The sequence below is a fragment of the Hwanghaeella sp. genome (assembly GCF_965227365.1).
In the GTDB taxonomy this organism is placed as follows: Bacteria; Pseudomonadota; Alphaproteobacteria; order UBA8366; family Aestuariispiraceae; genus Hwanghaeella.
The window spans coordinates 3,543,361-3,563,762 of sequence record NZ_OZ245754.1 but is presented as its reverse complement, the minus strand read 5'-3'; the positions used below and the strand labels follow the sequence as shown (position 1 = coordinate 3,563,762).

Annotated in this window: 17 protein-coding genes; 12 read left to right on the top strand and 5 right to left on the bottom strand. The window is 61.6% G+C overall.

Annotated features, from left to right (window positions below):
* Window positions 1–268: 268 nt before the first annotated feature.
* The 4 genes from ACQK2G_RS16370 to ACQK2G_RS16355 all read left to right on the top strand — a co-directional run bounded on the left by ACQK2G_RS16370 (window position 269) and on the right by ACQK2G_RS16355 (window position 7,031).
* Window positions 269–1,102 (top strand): glycine--tRNA ligase subunit alpha, encoded by an 834-nt coding sequence (locus ACQK2G_RS16370; RefSeq protein WP_425407657.1) that lies wholly within the window; start codon window positions 269–271, stop codon window positions 1,100–1,102.
* Window positions 1,102–3,207, top strand: a complete 2,106-nt coding sequence (gene glyS / locus ACQK2G_RS16365; protein ID WP_425406106.1) for a glycine--tRNA ligase subunit beta — start codon at window positions 1,102–1,104, stop codon at window positions 3,205–3,207. The genes ACQK2G_RS16370 and glyS overlap by 1 nt, the downstream gene beginning before the upstream one ends.
* A gap of 51 nt (window positions 3,208–3,258) precedes the next feature.
* Window positions 3,259–5,928, top strand: a complete 2,670-nt coding sequence (gene ppdK, locus ACQK2G_RS16360; protein ID WP_425406105.1) for a pyruvate, phosphate dikinase — start codon at window positions 3,259–3,261, stop codon at window positions 5,926–5,928.
* Window positions 5,929–6,062: 134 nt separating this feature from the next.
* Window positions 6,063–7,031 (top strand): response regulator, encoded by a 969-nt coding sequence (locus ACQK2G_RS16355; protein WP_425407656.1) that lies wholly within the window; start codon window positions 6,063–6,065, stop codon window positions 7,029–7,031.
* A 15-nt stretch (window positions 7,032–7,046) separates the two neighbouring features.
* On the opposite strand, the gene asnB is transcribed toward ACQK2G_RS16355, so the two are convergent.
* Window positions 7,047–8,810 (bottom strand): asparagine synthase (glutamine-hydrolyzing), encoded by a 1,764-nt coding sequence (gene asnB, locus ACQK2G_RS16350; protein ID WP_425406104.1) that lies wholly within the window; start codon window positions 8,808–8,810, stop codon window positions 7,047–7,049.
* Window positions 8,810–9,865, bottom strand: a complete 1,056-nt coding sequence (locus ACQK2G_RS16345) for a glycosyltransferase (protein WP_425406103.1) — start codon at window positions 9,863–9,865, stop codon at window positions 8,810–8,812. The genes asnB and ACQK2G_RS16345 overlap by 1 nt, the downstream gene beginning before the upstream one ends.
* A 255-nt stretch (window positions 9,866–10,120) precedes the next feature.
* Between ACQK2G_RS16345 and ACQK2G_RS16340 the strand changes: the two genes are divergently transcribed.
* Window positions 10,121–10,900 carry a glycosyltransferase family 2 protein gene (locus tag ACQK2G_RS16340; protein ID WP_425406102.1) on the top strand — a complete coding sequence of 260 codons (780 nt, stop codon included), beginning with the start codon at window positions 10,121–10,123 and terminating at the stop codon, window positions 10,898–10,900.
* Here the strand turns inward: ACQK2G_RS16340 and ACQK2G_RS16335 are convergent.
* Complete coding sequence (locus ACQK2G_RS16335; protein ID WP_425406101.1) at window positions 10,897–11,850, bottom strand: glycosyltransferase family 9 protein; 954 nt, start codon at window positions 11,848–11,850, stop codon at window positions 10,897–10,899. The genes ACQK2G_RS16340 and ACQK2G_RS16335 overlap by 4 nt on opposite strands.
* A gap of 220 nt (window positions 11,851–12,070) precedes the next feature.
* Here ACQK2G_RS16335 and ACQK2G_RS16330 point away from each other — a divergent pair, with 220 nt between their 5' ends.
* The 6 genes from ACQK2G_RS16330 to ACQK2G_RS16305 all read left to right on the top strand — a co-directional run bounded on the left by ACQK2G_RS16330 (window position 12,071) and on the right by ACQK2G_RS16305 (window position 18,197).
* Window positions 12,071–12,964, top strand: coding sequence for a YgfZ/GcvT domain-containing protein (locus ACQK2G_RS16330; protein WP_425406100.1), 894 nt, complete (start codon window positions 12,071–12,073; stop codon window positions 12,962–12,964).
* 355 nt (window positions 12,965–13,319) lie between these two features.
* On the top strand, window positions 13,320–15,254 hold the full coding sequence (locus ACQK2G_RS16325; protein WP_425406099.1) for an adenylate/guanylate cyclase domain-containing protein: 1,935 nt from the start codon (window positions 13,320–13,322) through the stop codon (window positions 15,252–15,254).
* A 140-nt stretch (window positions 15,255–15,394) separates the two neighbouring features.
* A complete protein-coding gene (locus tag ACQK2G_RS16320) occupies window positions 15,395–16,561 on the top strand; it encodes an acetyl-CoA acetyltransferase (RefSeq protein WP_425406098.1) in 1,167 nt (388 codons plus the stop codon).
* 94 nt (window positions 16,562–16,655) lie between these two features.
* Window positions 16,656–17,183 (top strand): PCC domain-containing protein, encoded by a 528-nt coding sequence (locus tag ACQK2G_RS16315; RefSeq protein ID WP_425406097.1) that lies wholly within the window; start codon window positions 16,656–16,658, stop codon window positions 17,181–17,183.
* Complete coding sequence (locus ACQK2G_RS16310) at window positions 17,180–17,560, top strand: PPC domain-containing DNA-binding protein (RefSeq protein ID WP_425406096.1); 381 nt, start codon at window positions 17,180–17,182, stop codon at window positions 17,558–17,560. The genes ACQK2G_RS16315 and ACQK2G_RS16310 overlap by 4 nt, the downstream gene beginning before the upstream one ends.
* Window positions 17,561–17,675: 115 nt before the next feature.
* Window positions 17,676–18,197, top strand: a complete 522-nt coding sequence (locus ACQK2G_RS16305) for a universal stress protein (protein WP_425406095.1) — start codon at window positions 17,676–17,678, stop codon at window positions 18,195–18,197.
* Here the strand turns inward: ACQK2G_RS16305 and eda are convergent.
* Both eda and ACQK2G_RS16295 read right to left on the bottom strand, forming a co-directional pair.
* Window positions 18,194–18,823: a bifunctional 4-hydroxy-2-oxoglutarate aldolase/2-dehydro-3-deoxy-phosphogluconate aldolase gene (gene eda / locus ACQK2G_RS16300; protein WP_425406094.1), complete on the bottom strand. Its 630-nt coding sequence runs from the start codon at window positions 18,821–18,823 to the stop codon at window positions 18,194–18,196. The two genes, ACQK2G_RS16305 and eda, sit on opposite strands and share 4 nt — an antisense overlap.
* Before the next feature lie 41 nt (window positions 18,824–18,864).
* Window positions 18,865–19,305 (bottom strand): methylglyoxal synthase, encoded by a 441-nt coding sequence (locus ACQK2G_RS16295; protein WP_425406093.1) that lies wholly within the window; start codon window positions 19,303–19,305, stop codon window positions 18,865–18,867.
* A 146-nt stretch (window positions 19,306–19,451) separates the two neighbouring features.
* On the opposite strand from ACQK2G_RS16295, the gene ACQK2G_RS16290 reads away from it, so the two are divergent.
* Window positions 19,452–20,402 carry a sugar kinase gene (locus ACQK2G_RS16290; protein ID WP_425406092.1) on the top strand — a complete coding sequence of 317 codons (951 nt, stop codon included), beginning with the start codon at window positions 19,452–19,454 and terminating at the stop codon, window positions 20,400–20,402.

The window sequence follows — 20,402 nt, the reverse complement described above, 5'->3', positions numbered from 1 at the left end:
TATCCTACTCGGTCTCCCGTGGCAAAACCGTCTTGCGGTGCCGGGTTACTGCGCTCGCACGGAGCCGCGGTACGGTGTTCGGCATGGACGAAAGTGTCGTGCGCCCGATCGGCACGCGCGCGTTGATTCCCGCCCCACCCGCCGTTATGTTGCGCCGCACTTTGCCGGTTCGAACGCCTTCTCTTCAATGGACAGTCAATGTCCGGTGCAACCGGCCGGGGGTGGGTTTGGTCAACACAGGCGCAATGTCGTGAGTACTTTCCAGGATATGATCCTCGCCCTGCACCGATATTGGTCGGCGCAGGGATGCGTGATCCTACAACCTTATGACATGGAAGTCGGGGCGGGCACCTTTCACTGGGCGACGACCCTGCGCAGCCTGGGGCCGGAACCCTGGAAGGCCGCCTATGTCCAGCCGTCCCGCCGTCCGACGGACGGGCGTTACGGTGAGAACCCGAACCGTTTGCAGCACTATTATCAGTATCAGGTGATCCTGAAGCCCTCGCCTGAGGACAGCCAGGAACTTTATCTGGGCAGCCTGCGGGAAATCGGTATCGACCCGGCGAACCACGACATTCGTTTCGTCGAGGACGATTGGGAAAGCCCCACCCTGGGTGCCTGGGGGCTGGGCTGGGAAGTCTGGTGCGACGGCATGGAAGTCAGCCAGTTCACCTATTTTCAGCAGGTCGGCGGGTTCGACTGCAACCCCGTCTCCACCGAATTGACCTATGGGTTGGAGCGGCTGGCCATGTATGTCCAGGGCGTCGAGAACGTCTATGACCTGCAGTTCAGCGCCGACATGACCTATGGCGAGGTCTACCATCAGTCGGAAGTGGAGTATTCCAAGCACAATTTCGAACTGGCGGACACGGCGATGATCCTGCGCCATTTCGAGGATGCGGAGAAGGAATGCGGCGCGCTGATCGATGGCGGCGTCGCGCTTCCCGCCTATGATCAGTGCCTAAAGGCCAGTCATCTGTTCAATCTTCTGGACGCCCGCGGCGTGATTTCCGTGACCGAGCGCCAAGCCTATATCGGCCGCGTCCGCGCCCTGGCGAAGGCTTGCGCGGAAGCATTCCTGAAAAGCAGAGGGCATTTGTAATGGCTGAACTTCTGCTAGAGGTGTTCTCGGAAGAAATTCCGGCCCGCATGCAAGTGCGTGCGGCGGACGATTTGAAGCGACTGGTGGCGGACGGGCTCAAGGCAGCCAACCTCGATTTTGCATCCATCGCATCCTATTCCACGCCGCGGCGTCTGGCCGTCGTGGTGGACGGCTTGCCCTTGAGCCAGCCGGACCTGCAGGAAGAACGCAAGGGCCCCAAGGTCGGCGCACCCCAGCAGGCCTTGGACGGTTTTCTGAAAAGCGTCGGGTTGAATTCGATTGAGGAATGCGAACAGCGCGAAACGCCGAAAGGTGCTGTCTATTTCGCTGTGATCGAGCGAAAGGGGCGGCCCGCGGCGGACGTTCTTTCCGACATCGTCAAGGATGCCATTCGCCAACTCTCCTGGCCGAAAAGCATGCGCTTTGCCGATGTCGGGTTTCGGTGGGTGCGCCCGCTGCACTCGGTCCTCGCCGTTTTCGACGGAGTCGCCCTCAACGGCGAGATCGATCTGAACCCGGGTTCGATGGCTTTCTGTAACGAAACCCATGGCCATCGCTTCCTCGGCGCAGGCGCCTTTACGGTCGAAAATTTTGAGAATTACCGCGCCTTGCTACGGGAACGGCATGTGATCCTGGATCATGCGGAACGCAAGGCCGTTATCCAGCAGCAGTTGGACGAAAAGGCCGCCGCGGAGGGATTGGTCCTCAAGCCCGATCCTGCCTTGTTGGACGAGGTCGCGGGCCTGGTCGAATGGCCCACCGTCCTGGTCGGCAAGATCGACGAGGCCTTCATGGCTGTGCCGCCGGAAGTGCTGACCACCTCGATGCGGACGCATCAGAAGTATTTCGCCCTGGAAACGGCTGATGGCGTCATGGCGCCGCGTTTCGCCGTGGTCGCGAATATGGTCGCATCGGATGGCGGCAAGGCGATCGTCGAAGGCAACGAAAGGGTGCTGCGCGCGCGCCTGTCGGACGCGAAGTTCTTCTGGGATCAGGATCGCGCAACGCCGCTTGAGGGCAGGCTGGACGATCTGTCCAAGATCATCTTCCACGCCAAGCTCGGCAGCGTCGCGGACCGGGTGGACCGGATTGCCGCCCTGGCCGAGGCATTGGCCGAGCATATTCCCGGTGGCGACGGCATGCTGGCGCGCCGTGCCGCGCAGCTCGCCAAGGCGGATCTTGTGACCGAAATGGTCGGCGAGTTCCCGGAACTTCAGGGCATCATGGGGCGCTACTACGCCCTTGATCAGGACGAGGAAGATCTGGTCGCGAACGCAATTGCCGAACATTATTCACCCGCCGGTCCCGCGGACGATTGCCCGACCGCACCGACCTCGGTCGCCGTCGCCTTGGCGGAGAAGATCGACACTTTGGCGGGCTTCTGGCTGATCGATGAAAAGCCGACCGGCTCGAAGGACCCATTTGCGCTGCGCCGTGCGGCGCTGGGTATCATTCGTCTGGTGTTGGAAAACGGCCTGCGTCTGCCGCTGGGGCATGTCTTCGCGGAGCAGTTCGGTCTGTACGCGGAACAGAAGCTGGTCGACTTGCCGGTCGAAAAAGCGGCCGACACGGCGATGGATCTGCTGGCCTTCTTTGCAGATCGCCTGAAAGTTCATCTGCGCGAGGAAGGGATCGGGCATGACCTGATCACCGCGCTCTTCTCCCTCGGCGATGAGGACGACCTTGTACGGCTCGTCGCGCGGGTCGAGGCGCTGAAATCATTCCTTGAATCCGAAGACGGATCGAATCTGCTGACAGCCTATCGCCGTGCTGCGAACATTCTGCGGATCGAGGAAAAGAAGGACGGCACCTCCTATGACGGGGAGCCGGACAACTCCGTTTTCACGTTGGACGAGGAAAAGGCCTTGGCTTCGGCCCTTGGCGATACGGCCGAGGACGCCAATGCGGCGCGCGAGTCAGAGGATTTTGCCGGTGCGATGGCGGCGCTCGCCGGTTTGCGCGGGCCCATCGACGCCTTTTTCGACAAGGTGACCGTGAATGCGGATGACGATGCCTTGCGCGTCAACCGTTTGAAGCTTTTGTCCCGCATCCGGGCCACGATGGGCCTGGTAGCGGATTTCGGACAGATTGAGGGTGACAAATAGGCCTTGCCGGATACGGCGGGCGCAGCGTGGATCGGGAAAGGGTACTGATCGATGACCAAGTGGGTCTACAGCTTCGGTAATGGCACTGCTGAGGGTAGCGCGGAAATGCGCAACCTACTGGGGGGCAAGGGGGCAAATCTCGCCGAGATGTCCAGCATCGGGCTTCCGGTGCCGCCGGGTTTCACGATCACGACCGAGGTCTGCACCTACTACTATCAGCATGGCGAATGCTATCCGGCCGAACTGGAGTCTGAAGTTGCTGCCGCGTTGAAGGCGGTGGAGGGCATTGTCGGAACCACACTCGGCGATCCGAAAAATCCGCTGCTGGTCTCGGTCCGGTCCGGTGCCCGCGCATCGATGCCCGGCATGATGGACACCGTCCTGAACCTGGGATTGAACGATCAGACGGTCGAAGGCCTTGCGGAGGCGAGCGGCGACCCCCGTTTCGCCTATGACAGCTACCGCCGGTTCATTCAGATGTATTCTGACGTGGTTCTGGGCGTCGACCATCACGATTTCGAAGATCTTCTGGAAATCAAGAAGGACCTGCGCGGCGTTACCCAGGATACGGAACTGTCGGCGGACGATTTGAAGGAACTGATCGGCGAGTACAAGACGACCGTCGAGGACGCGCTGGGCAAGCCTTTCCCGCAGGATGTCCAGGACCAGCTTTGGGGCGCGGTCGGCGCCGTCTTCAGCAGCTGGCAGACGAACCGCGCGGTGGTCTACCGTAAGCTTCACGATATTCCCGACCACTGGGGCACGGCGGTGAACGTCCAGGCCATGGTGTTCGGAAATATGGGTGAGGATTGCGCGACCGGCGTTGCCTTCACCCGCGATCCGTCAACCGGCGATAATCGCTTCTACGGCGAATACCTCGTGAACGCCCAGGGCGAGGATGTCGTGGCCGGTATCCGTACGCCGCAGAACCTGACGATTGTCGGCAAGGAAATGCAGCATTCCACCCTGCCGGCCATGGAAGAGGTGATGCCGGAAGTCTTCCAGCAACTCGACCAGGTACGCGGGACGCTGGAAAAACACTACCGCGACATGCAGGACATCGAGTTCACGGTGCAGAAGAACAAGCTGTTCATGCTGCAGACCCGATCCGGCAAGCGCACCGGCAAGGCGGCGATCAAGATCGCCTGCGACATGGTCGACGAAGGCCTGATCGACAAGGAAACCGCGGTGTCGCGGATCGAACCGCAGTCGCTCGACCAGATTCTTCACCCGATGCTGGATCCCGACGCGGAACGGCAGGTCATCGGCACCGGTCTGCCCGCAAGTCCGGGCGCGGCAAGCGGTCAGGTCGTATTCAACGCGGACGATGCGGAAAAACGTGCCCAGAACGGCGACAGGGTCATGCTGGTCCGGATCGAAACATCGCCGGAAGACATTCACGGCATGCATGCGGCGGAAGGTATCCTGACGACGCGGGGCGGTATGACATCCCATGCGGCCGTGGTCGCGCGCGGCATGGGCCGCCCTTGCGTGGCGGGTGCCGGCGATATCTCCATCGATTACAAGGCCGGGACCTTCACCGTGGGCGGTGTGACCGTCAAGGAAGGCGACTGGATCACCATCGATGGGGCTGCGGGCCAGGTCATGAGCGGCCGGGTGCCAACGGTTCAGCCGGAATTGAGCGGCGATTTCGCGCGCATCATGGAGTGGGCGGATGAGATTCGGGACCTGGGCATCCGCGCCAATGCGGAAACGCCGGAAGATGTCCGCACTGCGCGCGACTTCGGCGCCGAGGGAATCGGCCTCGCCCGGACCGAGCATATGTTCTTCGAGGGCGATCGTATCACCGCGGTACGCGAGATGATCCTGGCCGAAACCGAGGAAGGCCGCCGCACCGCGCTGGACAAGATCCTGCCGATGCAGAAAGCGGACTTCGTCGAGCTTTTCAGCATCATGAAGGGATTACCCGTCACGGTGCGCTTGCTCGACCCGCCGCTGCATGAATTCCTGCCGCGTGAAAAGGCGGAATTCGACGAAGTCGCCGCGGCGATCGGCGTCAGCGTTGAAAAGGTGCGCCGCCGCGCCGCTCAACTGCACGAATCCAATCCCATGCTGGGCCATCGCGGCTGCCGGTTGCTCAACTCCTATCCCGAGATCTGCGAAATGCAGGCCCGCGCGATCTTCGAGGCGGCGATCGAGGCCGCCGAGGCGACCGGTGAGCCGGCGCAGATCGAAGTGATGGTTCCGCTGGTCGGTATCCGCAAGGAGTTGGACCTTCTGAAGGATGTCATCGACCGCGTCGCAAAGCAGGTCGGCCAGGAAAAGGGCATCGAGCCGGTCTATACGGTCGGAACCATGATCGAATTGCCGCGCGCCGCCCTGCAGGCGGGTACGATCGCGGAAACCGCGGCATTTTTCAGCTTCGGGACGAACGACCTGACCCAGACGACGCTGGGTATCAGCCGCGACGACGCCGGTGGGTTCCTTGGGGCGTATGAAAAGCGCGGCATCATCGAACAGGACCCGTTCCAGACGCTAGACGTCGACGGGGTCGGGGAATTGATTTCGATCGCCAAGGAACGCGGGCGGGCCACCCGGCCGGACCTCAAGGTCGGCATCTGCGGCGAACATGGCGGCGATCCGAAATCGATCGATTTCTGTCAGAGCGTCGGGCTGAACTACGTTTCTTGTTCTCCCTTCCGTGTTCCGATCGCGCGTTTGGCCGCGGCACAGGCCGCGATCAAGCATCCCCGGCGGTAGGCAGGATTGTAACCGTCTAATCGCGTAAGACCGGCAAGATCCCGGTTTTGCGCTGTTCCCTGCGGGTTGGACAGTCCGCCGACAGTGTGAGATTGTCGATCCGACGGGGAGATTTGTGGACGTAGTTGGTAACGATGGTGGATCTCGGTCGACGACCGGATACGCGCAGGAATGTCGAGATACTGTTCGGTGAGCCGGAACGGCAGCTGCGCTCGAACATCCGCTTGGCCTTGCGCAACGAGAAGTTCGAGAACGTCCTGGACGTCGAGAATGTTGGACAGGTGCGCCAACTGTTGATGACCCGCGCGCCGGATCTCGTAATCATCGATGCGGAAACAAAGGGCGGCAGCGTCGCTGAGCTGATCCACGACGTCCGGTACGGGAATATCGGCAACAATCCCTTCATTCCCTTCATCGTCACCATGTGGCGCCCGACCGAGATGCTGGTTCAGGGCGTTGCCAATTCGGGCACCGACGATCTGCTTGTGAAGCCCATTTCGCCGCAGCAGCTTGTCGACCGGATCAAGGTCCTGACCGACAATCGGAAACCCTTTGTGGTGACCAGCGATTATATCGGGCCGGATCGACGCAAGGACTCGTCGCGCGGGTCCGATATTCCCTTGATCGAGGTTCCGAATACGTTGAGCGCCAAGATCAGCGGCGAGAGGATCGACCCGACGAAGCTGACCGCCCTGGTCAACCGGGCGCAGAATACGATCAACGATCAGCGCCTGAAACGGAATGCTTTTCAGATCTGTTTCCTGGTCGGTCTCATTCTGCCCGCATTGGCCGAAAATCGGCTGGACGATCCGGAACTCGAGGACAATTTGCGCAAGGTGCTGACGATAAGTCGAGACACCGCCGAGCGCATGATGGGCACCGAATACGAACATGTGAGCAATCTGTGCAATAACATGATCGATGTCGTCGAACGCCTGCTGGATAATCTGATGTCGCCCAGCACGAAGGATGTCAGCCTGCTGAAACCGGTTTCGGACGCCATTCTACTCGGTTTTCATCCGACCAGCGACGCGGCAACCATGGCCGGCGAAATCAATACTGCGCTGTCGGCCTATGACCGGCGCCAGAAGAAACGCGATTGATCCGAACCGGCCCGCCTACCGCGCGGCCAGGGCGTCGAAAACGGATGCCTGCCTGATATCCACACCCTGGATGTGGTGCTTCGACCACAGCGCATAGAAAAGCAGGATCCACGCCGCGAAGCCTTTATGTTTGTCGCCGGCGGCGAAGAGGTCCTTCACCCGGCCCGGCTTGCAGACCCGCTGGATGGCTTCCTGCTCTTCCATCAGCGTGCCGAGACGGGCGCTCTCCGACGCGATCCAATCCCCGACGGGCACGGTGAATCCGCGTTTTTTGGAAAACGGTTCCGCCTCCGGCATCACGCTGCTCAGCCATTGTCGAAGAACGTATTTTCCAAGCCCTTTCCGGATTTTCAGATTGTCCGGCAGTCGGAAGGCGGCCTCCGCGACCACCGGGTCCAGGAAGGGGGTGCGGCCTTCCAATCCATGCGCCATCAGGCAACGGTCCAGCTTGGTCAGCAGATCGTTCGACAGCCAATCCGTGGCATCCACTGCTTGGGCCGCTTGCAGTTTGCTGCGGCCCTGGGCGTGGGACACGGCTTCCGTCGTCGCAATGCCGTCGCGCCAATCCGTCCTGTTCTCCCGCAAGACGTCCAGTCCGTGGAAATTCCCGCGATGCCGGATCGTTCTTCCGCCAAGATACCAGGGCCGCAATACGCTGCGGTACCGGCCATACCCCGCGAAGATCTCGTCACCGCCCTCGCCGGATAGAATGACTTTCAATCCCTGGGCGGCGGTTTGCGCCAGCTTCCAGGTCGGCAGAACGGCATAATCGGCGGCGGGGTCGTCGACCGCCGCAGCGACGCGCGGCAGCATCGACCAGAAATCGTCCTCACCGAAATCGATCTCGTGATGTTCCGCATTGACCTTCTTCGCCAGCATGCGGGCATGATCGCGTTCGTCATGCACCTTGCCGCCGCTGAAACCCGCGGTGAAGGCAACGACGGGCTGGTCGTTCAATTTCGCCATCAAGGCCAGGATCGCGGTGCTGTCGATGCCGCCGGACAGGAACAGTCCATAGGGAACATCCGAACGTTGATGCACCAGCACGCTGTCGGTCAGGGCCGTATCCAGCCGTTTAACAGCGTCCTCCATCCCGATCTGTTCCGGGCCGCCGGTCGGCAGCGCGTCCCGTTGTCGGCGCTCCACGATCCGCCCGCCCCGGACGACGACGGTCTCACCGGGCAGGACTCGCTTGATGCCGCTGAAAATCGTTTGTCCGCCGGTCGTGAATTGAAGCTGAAGCAGTTCTTCCCGCTGTCGTTCTTCGATCGCCGGTTTTACCAGCCCGGCGGCGATCAGGGCCTGGGGTTCGGATGCAAAGGCGAACAGGTCCTCGCGCTCGACGTAATATAGCGGCTTGATGCCGAACGGGTCGCGGGCAAGAACGAGGCGTGCCTGGGCCGGGTCGTGAATGGCGATCGCATACATGCCCCGCAAGTCGCGGGCGAAATCGGCACCGTCACGCCGATACAGCCACAGCGGCACCTCACAGTCCGATTGTGTCTGGAACGGCGTATCCACCATTTGCTGGCGTAGTTCGACGTAGTTGTAGATCTCGCCATTCGCGACAAGGGCGGCGCCGCCCGGCTCATAGAGCGGTTGGTCGCCGGTCTGTAGATCAATGATCGCCAGCCTTGTCTGGACAAGCCCGACATCGCCGGCCACGTGCCGGCCGGAGCCGTCAGGTCCGCGATGCTGAAGGGCGGAGACCAATGCATCCAGGGTTTTCGGCGAGACGGAAGCCCCCTGCCGCATCATGACACCGGCAATGCCGCACATCAGTCACCTCCCACGGTGTTTCGGGCGGTTCGGTCGGCGGTGATGGTATCGAAGAAGTCCTGGTACTGCTGCACCACATGTCCTTCTGTATATTGCCCGCGATAGGCGGCGTTGCCCGCGCCGGCCAGATCCTGGGCGAGGGCCGCATCCTTGATGAGCGAGTCGGCGGCTTTCGCCAAGGCCGCTGCATCCTCGACAGGGCAGAGCAACCCGTTGACCCCATGATCGATCAACTGTCCCGGTCCTTGCGAGGCGGCGGCGGCGACGGGAATGCCGTGCGCCCAGGCCTCCAGCACCATGTTCCCCAACGGTTCATGGCGCGAAGAGCACAGGAATATGTCGGCCGCCGCCAGAAGGGCGGGGACGTCATCGCGCCAGCCCAGGAACCGAACACGGTCGGTTACACCCAATTGCGCGGCCTGTTGTGTCAATGCGTCCCGCTCCGGCCCTTCGCCGGCGATCCACAGATAGGCGCCGGGCAGCTCGGCAAGGGCCTGCAAGGCGATGTCGAACCCTTTGTTGCGGTGAAGCCGGCCCAGGCAGAGCAGCAAGGGAACGTCGTTGGGCGTATCCAGGTCGGCGCGGTCCTGAGGCGGAAGTGCGCGGTCGTCGACGAAATTCGGCAGGTACCAGGTTCTTTCTTCGGGCCAGCCCTGTTTGATCAGATAGTCCCGAAGATCCGGCGTATTGCCGATCAGATGGTCGCATCGGCGGAAATACTTCAGATCGTAGTAACCGCCCAGCCGGGCCGCCTTCACGAAAGGACCCGGCGGCATATAGGCCGCACCGCGGCTCATCCAGGCAAGGGCGACGTCGGGTTGGAAGGACCGGGCAAGGGCGTTCAGACGCCGACCGGACAGGAAGTCCAACATTCCGCCGAAGCGCAATTCGGTCACGGGAATGCCGGCTTCCGCCAACAGACGGGCGCGTCTGTCATGGGTTCGAATGGCCGCGTGTTGTTCAGTTCCCGCATTCGCCAGCGCCACGCACAGGCGCTCGAAAAACGCTTCCGCGCCGCCGATCTTGGCCCCGGCCATGATTTGAAGAACCTTCACCGCACCGCCGGACGGGCGGTTGCCCGTTCGCTCCTGCTGGCAAGTCCAACCAACGTATCGCCTCAACCGGTCGCTAAAGATATTTTGGGGGCAGCCCCGTTCGACGCCAACCGTCGGCGCCTGCCTTCGGTCGGCTTACATGGCGTTTGTTGGAAAAGCAAGGAAGCCCAAGTCGGGAAGCCGTAAGCGAAAAGAAATACGCTGAAGGTACCGTCCCGCTTGCCGCTGGGCGGGCCGCCCAGTAGTTTCCGCGACATGAACACAGGCACGAAAAAACTGTCGGCGCTGGTCGTCGCGCATAACGAGGAAGATTACCTCGAGGATTGCCTTGCCAGTCTGACCTTCGCCGACGATGTCGTGGTCGTCCTGGACCGCTGCACGGACCGATCGAAGGAGATCGCGACGCGCGCGGGCGTGAACGTGATAGAAGGCGCCTGGGAAATCGAAGGAGAACGCCGGAACCTCGGGATCGAAGCATGCAAGGGCGACTGGATCGTGGAGGTCGATGCGGATGAACGGGTGACGCCAGAACTCGCATCTGAAATCAGGACCCATATCGAAACCGCGGCGCCCGGTGTCTACGCCATTCCGGTCCGCAACTTCATCGGGGACAAGGAAGTCGTCCATGGCTGGGGTGCCTATATCGGCGTCAACAGCGCGAACCGTCTGTTCACCCCCGGCGAGAAGCGATGGGGCATGCAACGCGTCCATCCCAGTATCGAATTGTCGGGAGCGTCCGGGCGCCTGAAACACGGGTTGATACACCTAGTCGATCGCGATCTGGCGGAGACCTTCGCGCGGGTCAATCGCTATACCACGCTGGCCGCCAGGGATGCCGTGGCGGCCGATAGCGACCCCAGCCTCTTCAAGGCGTTCCGGCACCTCTTTTCGCGGTCCTGGAAGCTTTTCGTTCAACGCGGCGGCTACAAGGAAGGGGCTTACGGTCTTGCCCTGGCCCTATGTGCCGGAACCTACACCTTGCAAACTTATGTGAAGTGCAAGGAGATGCGCAGGGCCATGGCCAGGAAGGCTTAGTCGCCGGTGCGTTTCAGCAAGTCGGTCAGGGCCTCGTGGACCTGATCGACGGTGATGCTGGTCATCAGACTGCCCGTCGTGTGACGATTGTAGCCCGGCTGACTGATCAGTTCGTCGTAGCTTTCCCGGGTCCGGACGAAAGCGGTGTGGGGACCCCAGGGGCCATACAGTTCCGTCTTCGACGGGCCGTAGAGGCCCAGAGTCGGCGTGCCGACGGCCGCCGCGATATGCATCAGCCCGGAATCGTTTCCGATATAGGCGCGGCACTGCTTCAGGGCGGCGACGATGTCTGGCAGTGCCATGTCCATGAGCGCGATGCGTCTGTCTTCCGGAATGGACTGCAGGACGGGCTCGGCCAGTTCGCGTTCCGATGGGGCGGCGATGACCGCGATCCGTGCGCCGGGCAGCGGTCCATCGTTGTCGAGCAATCGGCCTATCAGGTCGATGAAACGATCGGCCGGCCAAATCTTGCCCTGCCAATTCGCCGTCGGTCCGATCGCGATTACCGGACCCTCGCCGATCAAGGTCCGGGCCTTTTCTTCCCGCTCGTTGGAGACCCATAGCGTCGGGGCAGGCGGGTCCAATGCTCGGCCGATCGCGGCCCCGGCCAAGGCGACGCGATGGATCGGACCATCAGCCTTTGGCACGCGGTAGAGGCGATGACGCGGAACCATCCATCCGATTGCGCTGCGCCGCATGTCGACGACGATGGACCACCAGGAAAAAGCCGTCTGCTTCCAAAGATCGACCCAGTGAAGCCCGCGTGTTCGCTGTTTCTCAAAAACGATCAATCGTTCCAGGGCGGGGAAGTCTTCGAATAGTGGGGCGCTGACTGCGCCCGCGGCAATGGTGAAACGCGCGTCCGGATAGCGTTCGTAGAGCGCCGCCAATACGCCGGAAGACAGGACCGCGTCGCCGATGCGATTGGATGACACGAAGAGAATGCGCATGGCGTCCCTTGCGAATGGGCGCGTGAATGAAAAGGGACGGTCCTGCCCGTGCGGGCACGGCACCCGTCCGGGCCGAAGTGCCGATATACTAGCAGGGGCACGCCTTGCCAACGCATCGGCGGCAACATAGTTCCTAGGGGCGCGCATGATGCCGGCCCGAATATGGTCGGCTGACGTGTATGTTAAACCTGTTCTCAGTTCGAGTGGTGCCGGTGGGCAAATGACCGAAAACGTACTTATCCCCCTGACCGACCGTGGCGTGATCACCGTCAGCGGTCCGGATCGTATTGAATTCCTGCAGGGACTTGTCAGCAATAATGTCGAGCGTGTGGCGGATGGTCACGCGGTCTGGGCGGCGCTGCTGACCCCACAGGGCAAATACCGGCACGATTTCTTCCTCGCGTCCGACGGTGAAACGGTCCTGATCGACTGTGAAGGCGGTGACCGCCTGATGGATCTGGGGCGTACCCTGCATAAATACAAACTGCGCAGCGACATCGCGCTCGGGATCGCCGAGGGATGGTCTGTCCTGGCCGCCTTCGGCGCGGCGCCGGAGATTGAGGATGCGGTTGTCTTCCCGGATCCGCGTCACGCGGAGATGGGATGGCGCGTGCTGACGACGAAATCGGTCGATGCCTTGGCCCGGGAGGCCGGGTATCGGGTCGGCGTCAGGGAAGATTACGACGCGGTACGTATTCCGTTGGGGCTTCCGGACGGATCCAGGGACATGCTTCCCGACAAGGCGATCCTGCTTGAGAACGGCTTCGATGAATTGAGCGGCGTGGATTGGGAGAAGGGCTGCTATATGGGGCAGGAATTGACCGCCCGCACCAAGTATCGCGGTCTGGTCAAGAAACGCCTTCTGCCGGTCCGTTTCCTGGCCGATGAAGGCGCGGATGTGCCGGAACCGGGATCGCAGGTCCTGTTCGATGCGCGCGACGCCGGAGAAATCAGAAGCGTTGCCGGCGCGGTTGGCCTCGCTCTGCTACGCCTGGAGGCGGTCGAGAACGCGGCAGGTTCCGACACGCCGCTGACCGCTGGGGGTGTGCCCTTGCAGGTCGCTGTGCCTGATTGGTTGGACCTGCGGCGCAATGCATCGCGTGATCGGGATTAATCCCGCTGGTCTGCAAATGGCTGGCTTGCCTTTGCGCCTGCCCGAAATGTTGGGAAAGACAAATGCATGTATTGCGATATGCAATACAGGAATACCGTGCATTTTTCATTGTCCGGCGATAGAATTGTTTCCTGACGACTTCGACGTTGGGGCACTCGTCTAAAAATAGAGAGAATTTGGATCGTTTTTGAAGCCAGATAGGCACCCGAGACGGTATAATTGGTTGCCGTCGGGTAGACAGGTCCGTGATAGAATACCGTGTGGGGACGGAAACAACGGAAATAGGCGACGGTGATGGGCGAGCGACCAGCGGTCGTAATCGCAATCAAGGGTTGAGCATGCTTCAAGGAAGCCTATGAGCGGTCAAAAGCTAGTCTCTTTCGAAGTCTACTATCTGCAGGGCGGGCGCTGGCAGATCCATGCCCGTTTCGGCCCCAACGACCGTGAGCAGGCGGTGGAAGAGGCCAAGCAACTGGACACGGGCGGTTTCGACGCAAGCTGTGTGATCAGGGAAGCCTTCGACAAGGCGACAAACCAGTCGGAAGAGGCGGTTGTCTATTACACGCCCACGCTGAAATCCCGCCCGCCCGTTGGCCAGATCACCAACGCCAGCGGCGGCAAGGGCGGCTCCGGAGAGCCGGCACCGGAAGGGTCGGTGGCCGCGAACGCCAAGAAAGACGCGGCAAAGCGCGAACGGGCGTTCAACCGGAAACAGAAAGCGGAAGCGGCGGCCGCGGCGAAGAAAAAGGCGCCGCCGCCGCGGGATATCCCGGAACCGACGCCGCAAGCGGATGAGCGCGATGCGATCGGCGAGATACTTTTGAAGGTTGTCCTTGTCTGCCTGATTTCCCTTATTCCCGCCGGCCTGATTGCATACGGCTCGTATCATTCGATTGCCTGGGCGCGTGAGCAGGATATCAATATCAGCGTCAAGGCCGCGCAATTCACGTTGATCGCCGTTTTCATTCTGTCCTTTGCCGCCTTCTTCGTCCCGATGTTGCGGCGATACGTGACCTTCGGCACCAAGAAACCGTTGATCGACACGATCGTTCCGGTCCGGGACATAGATGGGTTGGAATCCACCGTCGCGCTGGAAGAACCCGTGCCCCTGGACGATTTGGCTGCGGAAATCCCGCCGCCGCCGGAGGAACCGAAACCGAAAACCGTCGTATACGAGGCCGATCCGGACTTGCCGCCGGAAGAGGCACAGGTCGCCAGCGAATTGTCAGTGACGCCCGTTCATGGCGCCGACGGTGGCAATCCCGAAGCGATGTCCGACGAATTGGAGCGTATGGAACTCGAAGCCCGCCGCGTCGTTGGTCCCACCATGGATGATTATACCCGCTTCGGCTTGACCTTGTTCTTCGCGGGGGCGGGCGAGGCTTTGTCTCGCAAGTTCAAGATCATCGGCAAGGCGGCACTGGACGTCATGGTGAAACGCGTGATGTCGCTGGGCAATACGGAAAAGCTGGCCCGCGGCTTCATCGCCAATATCGAAGAATATCTGCTTGAAGACCGGTATTTCGGCATGTACCGCCATGGGCGGTCGGCCGCCTATCGACGGATCGTCGATCCCAACGCACCGCTGGGCCTGGACGAGGCGCTGGCGGAATGGCGAAAGCCCGCGAAACAGCCTGCCGCCCCGGAGGAAGAAAGCGCATCGGACGACGCCGACAAGCCTGAGAAGCAGCAAACGGGCGAGAAATTCGTCGCCGTATTCTTCACCGATATCGTGGACAGTACCGCGAAACAGCAGAAGAACGGCGATCATTGGATGATGGATGTCATCCGGGCGCATAACGAAATCGTCCGCGAAGGTATCAAGAAACATGGTGGGCGTGAGATCAAACACACCGGCGACGGGATCATGGCGACCTTCCCGGCCGCGAATAACGCGATCGAGGCCTCTATCCTGATGCAGCGCGGGTTCAAGCGGTTTTCCAGCGTCATGCCCGACCGTGAGTTCGAGGTTCGTGTCGGGATCAGCGCGGGGGAGCCGATCCACGAAAGCGGCGATATTTTCGGGACGCCTGTCAACTTGGCCGCACGCGTGTTGTCCAAGACCGATCCAAACCAGATTTGTGTCTCGTCGATCGTGCGGGACCTGTGCCAGGGCAAGGGATTTCAGTTCAAACCGCATGGAACCTTCGAACTGAAGGGGTTCCCGGAGGCCCAGGTCATCTACCAGGTGCCCTATACGGTGCCGGATGCGGTGCCGTTGATGCCGGTGCAGGCGGCTGCGGAGGCGGCGTCCGTCGGTGTCCGGTCGCGGCCGCGCGTCGCGGCATAGCGTTTCCGCAAGGTCACGGCATCTTGCTGCGTCTTGGACTTGGTCTGGGGCGCGCCGCCTGATAAAAAATCGACCAAATGAACTGGCGAAAGCGGCACGGATACCCTGTGCCGGCGGGTGAGTGAAAGGATACTGACGTTATGACGGCATGCATCATCGGTTGGCATCATTCGAAATTCGGCAAACTGGAAGGCGAATCCGCCGAATCCCTGATTGTCGACGTCGCCGCGAAGGCATTGAAAGATGCGGAGATGGACCCGCGCGACATCGATGCCATTTATCTCGGTTTCTACAATGGCGGTTTCTCGGCGCAGGATTTCGGCTCCTCGCTGGTGATGAACGGCATTGAAGGTCTGCGCTGGAAGCCTTCCACGCGTGTCGAGAATGCCTGCGCGACCGGGTCCGCCGCAGTCCATCAGGGCGTTAATTTCATCGAGGCGAAGCAAGGCCGTAATGTGCTCGTGGTCGGTGTCGAAAAGATGACAGACACCAAGGGCCCGCGGGTCGGTGAGATTCTGCTGAGCGCCTCCTACGTCAAAGAGGAAGCGGAAACCGAGGGTGGTTTCGCCGGTGTCTTCGGCCAGATCGCCAGTACCTATTTCCAGAAATACGGCGATCAGTCCGATGCGCTGGCCACGATCGCGGCGAAAAACCACAAGAACGGCTGCGAAAACCCGATGGCGCAGATGCAGAAGGATCTCGGCTTCGAGTTCTGCCGTAATGTGTCGGAAAAGAACCCGGTTGTCGCCGGTCCTTTGAAGCGGACCGATTGCTCGCTGGTTTCCGATGGGGCGGCCGCCCTGGTTCTGACGGATGTCGAAACGGCGATGTCGAAGAAGAAAGCTGTCATGTTCCGTGCTCGCAATCAGGTCAATGACCTGCTTCCCATGTCCAAGCGCGACATGACCTTCCTGACGGGCTGCCAGAAGGCCTGGGAAGGGGCCTTCGAAAAGGCGGGAATGACCCTGGATGACCTGGACCTCGTCGAAACCCATGACTGCTTCACCATCGCGGAACTGATGCAGTACGAAGCGATGGGCCTGACCGCGCCGGGTGAAGGCGCCAAGGCCGCGATGGAAGGATGGACGCAGAAGGACGGCAAATTGCCGGTGAACGCCTCAGGCGGGTTGAAGGCGAAGGGGCATCCGATCGGTGCGACCGGCGTTTCCATGCACGTCCTGACCGCCATGCAGGTGCGCGGCGAGGCCGGCGGCATCCAGGTTGACGGCGCCAAGGTCGGTGGCGTCTTCAATATGGGCGGTGCTGCCGTCGCCAACTATTGCTCGATCCTGGAAGCGATCCGCTAACCTGTTCGGGCGGGGCGGGCTTGGTCCCGAGTGTTGACGAATACCATGAGGGTCCCGTCAAATGGCGTTCCAACGTCGGCGGGGCCCTTATCTCATGCGACAGATGACACAGCCGGGACCGGTCCAGTCCCCTCGTATCCTGACGGAAATGTGCGGGTCCTCGCGCGATGTGCTGATCGCTTTGACCGAGGGGGTCGACCTGCTGAATGGCCTGCGCGACGCGGTTCTCTCCCTCGGCGGCAAGGGGGCGGGGATCACCCTCCTCGGCGGCACGATCGACAGGCTGCAATTCTTCACGGGCATGCCCGACCCGACAGGACGCCGGCTTGCGACATACGGTGAGCCGACTCCGCTTGCGGGGCCGATAGAACTGCTTTCGGGCAATGCCATTATCGGCCTGGATGCCGCGGGCATGCCGATGGTGCACGGTCATGCGGTGATGGCGGAATCCTGCGGCAAGGTTCATGGCGGACATCTCCCGCCGGGGGAGTGCCCGGTCGGGTCGGGCGGCGTCCGAGCCATCGCCGTTCTGCATGACGATGTCCTTTTCGCTGTCAGTGATGATGCCGAAACCAATTTTTCGATTTTTCACCCGAGCCGTGTGCCGGAGATTGCTGCATGACCAGGGAAGCGCCAGACATTGAATTGCAGGCCGGGCGGTTGGGACGCGTTGCCGTTGTCCGGCTGCGGCCCAATCTGGATATGGTGTCGGCGGTAGAAGACGCGGCGAAGCAGGCGGGGTTTTCACACGCCGTCGTGCGCAGCGCGGTCGGCAGCCTGATCGACGCCTGCCTGGAAGCGGGCGGGCGGCAATCGACTCATGAAGGGCCCGGTGTGGAGATCCTGTCGCTGACAGGTGAGGTCGGTCCCGGTGGCGCAACCCTGCGCGGCACCATTTCGACGCCTGCCCAGACGGTACACGGCGGCAAATTCGTTCGTGGTGAAAATGCCATCTGCATCACCCTGGAACTTGTCCTGCAGGAATGGCTTCCCGAATGACCCGGCACGGCCAGCGGCCTGTCTGACCTATTCCCGAAAAGCTTGACGTATATCAAGGCAGGGACGCGCGTATGCGCGCCCAATTGCAGTACCTTGTCTGTTCGGGAGAAGAAACGTGTTGAAAAACATACTGGTCGCGGTCGACGGATCGGATCAATCGATGCGGGCGGCCCGTTTGGCGGGCGCATTGGCTGGGAAATTCGATGCCGCCCTGACAATCGTTCATGTCTTGCTACATAAGGACGCGGCCAACCTCCGCCATATGGCCGAAGTGGAGCATATCGCGGAGCCGGTGCGGACGCCGGCGGTTGCCGATACCAGGATCGCTGCCGAAGTCAGGACGGCAATGCGGGAAATCGCCGAACATAGCGTGCCGCAGGTTGCCTTGATGAAGATCGGCGAGAATGTCGTGCGGGAAGCGGAAGCCGTCGCGCGGCAGGCCGGTGCGGGCAAGGTCACGACCCGTGTCGTGGACGGCGATCCGGTCGTGGCGATCCTGGACGTCGCCCAGGAACTTGATGCCGATATGATTGTCACCGGGAAGAGAGGACATGGGCCGTTGCACGATCTGGTGCTTGGAAGTGTCTCTTCCAAGCTTTTGCAATTGGTTTCCTGCAGTTGCGTGACGGTGCATTAACGGGGGAGCGCGGCGGCGGCCTGTGCCAAGGCTGTGATGCCGGCCCAGTCCTTCTCAGCGATCATTTTCGACGGCGCGACCCAGGATCCGCCGACGCAGCCGACATTCGGAAGGGACAGATAGTCCTTCGCGTTGGCTGCTGAAATGCCGCCGGTCGGGCAGAACACCACATCGGGCAACGGCGCTCCCCACCCTTTCAACATGGCGGCGCCGCCGGCCTGTTCCGCCGGGAAGAATTTCTGGCGGTAGAAACCGGCCTCCCGCAGCCGCATTACTTCGCTGGCCGTCGCCGCGCCGGGTAGCCATGGAATGCCCATTTCCCGGATACCGAGAATCAACGCCTCTGTTGCACCTGGGCTGACGAGGAAAGCCGCGCCGGCTTCGGCGGCCGCTTTCGCCTGTCCCTTCGACAGGACTGTTCCTGCGCCGGCGATGGCTTCGGGGACATTCCTGGCGATCGCTTCCAGGGCGGCGAGGGATCCGGGGGTGCGCAGCGTCACCTCGACCGCGGGCAGGCCCCCGGCGGCCAGGGCGCGGGCCAGGGGAACCGCATCCTCCACCACCCGGATGGTCACAACGGGGATTACCGGCGCCGCCGCGATAATCCGGTCGATCTTCTCTGACATGGCTAACCCTTCCTGCACCGGCGTTTCCGCTGGGGATGTTTTCAGTTGTTGACCGATTGCGCCAGCAAGGTCGCGTCGGTCGGCTGGCGTTCGTATCCGTCGACGAAATGGCGGCTCGTGATCAAGAACTCCGCTGTCGCTCTATTACACGCCATCGGAATATCGTACAGCACCGACAGTCGCGTCAGTGCCTTTACATCGACATCATGCGGCAAGGGTGTCATCGGGTCGGTGAAGAAGAACAGCATGTCCAGTTTTCCTTCGGCGATCATAGCCCCGAGTTGCTGATCACCGCCAAGCGGACCGCTGTTCATGCGGCGGATTTTCAATGAAGGACAGGCGGCCTGGATGAGCCCGCCGGTCGTTCCTGTCGCAACCAGGCTGTGGGGCGACAGATCGCTTTCATGGTCGCGGACCCATGACACCAGATCGGGCTTTCTTGCATCATGTGCGACAAGGGCGATGGTCAGTGTCTGTGCCATGGAACGCGCGCCTCTCTTACCTCGGCCGTTTATGCAGGACGGCGGCCTGTCGGCCGGTAAACGACGCGCCGTCTTTATCCATGATGTTAATCGGTGTAGTCCTGAACGAACAGTGAAGGTTTGGCCGGGACAAGAAGGCAAAGCACGTGAAGACCCTGATCTGCGTTGGCGAATGCATGATTGAATTGAGCGAGACCGGGCAGACTGTCTCCGGCCCCGGCGGTGCGTCCCTGATGGCCCGTACCTTCGGCGGGGATACGTTGAATACCGCGGTTTACGCGGCGCGTGCATTGGCCGGAAACGGACAGGTGGGCTACGCCACCGGCCTTGGCGACGACCCGTTTTCGGATGAAATGCTTGCAGCTTGGCAGGCGGAGGGCCTGTCCACCGATCTTGTGCTTCGTTTTCCCGGCCGGTTGCCCGGGCTTTACGCGATCAAGACGGATGGCGCCGGCGAGAGAAGTTTTCACTATTGGCGCGTCAATGCACCGGCACGCGACATGTTCAAACATCCTGAACAGGACAATTGGGCGGAAGCCCTCGGCCGCGCGGACATGCTCTATTTCTCCGGCATCAGCCTCGCAATATTGGACGAGGACGGGCGGGAAGGCCTGCTTGCGATTGCGGAAGCCGTTCGCGAGGCGGGCGGCCATACCGCCTTCGACACGAACCACCGACCCGCCCTATGGCCGGATACGGAAACGGCTAAATCTTGGATGGAACGGGCGTTTCGAGCCTGCACCATCGGCCTGCCAAGCCTGGAAGATGCCGGCGCGTTGGGTTTTGGATCACAACCCGCCGCCGTGGCCGAGACTTGCAAGTCGTTCGGAGTAGAGGAAATCGTCGTCAAGGACGGGGCCGGGCCCAGCCTGGTGGCGGTTCCGGGGCAGCCGGACGTCCTCGTCGATGGGCAGAGCGTCGATCGGCCGACCGATACGACTGCCGCCGGCGACAGCTTCAACGGTGCCTATCTGGCCCATCGTCTGATGGGGGAGGATCCGGTCTCCGCGGCGGCACAGGGCCGCGCGATGGCCGCGTGGGTCGTCAGCCACCGGGGCGCCATCGTGCCGCCCAAGCCCGCCGAAAACCCGAACTGA

What these genes read in the sequence shown, in the direction of transcription:
- ACQK2G_RS16370 (WP_425407657.1), top strand. Translation starts at nt 269, where the DNA reads ATGATCCTCGCCCTGCACCGATATTGGTCGGCGCAGGGATGCGTGATC.
- glyS (WP_425406106.1), top strand. Translation starts at nt 1,102, where the DNA reads ATGGCTGAACTTCTGCTAGAGGTGTTCTCGGAAGAAATTCCGGCCCGC.
- ppdK (WP_425406105.1), top strand. Translation starts at nt 3,259, where the DNA reads ATGACCAAGTGGGTCTACAGCTTCGGTAATGGCACTGCTGAGGGTAGC.
- ACQK2G_RS16355 (WP_425407656.1), top strand. Translation starts at nt 6,063, where the DNA reads ATGGTGGATCTCGGTCGACGACCGGATACGCGCAGGAATGTCGAGATA.
- asnB (WP_425406104.1), bottom strand. Translation starts at nt 8,810, where the DNA reads ATGTGCGGCATTGCCGGTGTCATGATGCGGCAGGGGGCTTCCGTCTCG.
- ACQK2G_RS16340 (WP_425406102.1), top strand. Translation starts at nt 10,121, where the DNA reads ATGAACACAGGCACGAAAAAACTGTCGGCGCTGGTCGTCGCGCATAAC.
- ACQK2G_RS16335 (WP_425406101.1), bottom strand. Translation starts at nt 11,850, where the DNA reads ATGCGCATTCTCTTCGTGTCATCCAATCGCATCGGCGACGCGGTCCTG.
- ACQK2G_RS16330 (WP_425406100.1), top strand. Translation starts at nt 12,071, where the DNA reads ATGACCGAAAACGTACTTATCCCCCTGACCGACCGTGGCGTGATCACC.
- ACQK2G_RS16325 (WP_425406099.1), top strand. Translation starts at nt 13,320, where the DNA reads ATGAGCGGTCAAAAGCTAGTCTCTTTCGAAGTCTACTATCTGCAGGGC.
- ACQK2G_RS16320 (WP_425406098.1), top strand. Translation starts at nt 15,395, where the DNA reads ATGACGGCATGCATCATCGGTTGGCATCATTCGAAATTCGGCAAACTG.
- ACQK2G_RS16315 (WP_425406097.1), top strand. Translation starts at nt 16,656, where the DNA reads ATGCGACAGATGACACAGCCGGGACCGGTCCAGTCCCCTCGTATCCTG.
- ACQK2G_RS16310 (WP_425406096.1), top strand. Translation starts at nt 17,180, where the DNA reads ATGACCAGGGAAGCGCCAGACATTGAATTGCAGGCCGGGCGGTTGGGA.
- eda (WP_425406094.1), bottom strand. Translation starts at nt 18,823, where the DNA reads ATGTCAGAGAAGATCGACCGGATTATCGCGGCGGCGCCGGTAATCCCC.
- ACQK2G_RS16295 (WP_425406093.1), bottom strand. Translation starts at nt 19,305, where the DNA reads ATGGCACAGACACTGACCATCGCCCTTGTCGCACATGATGCAAGAAAG.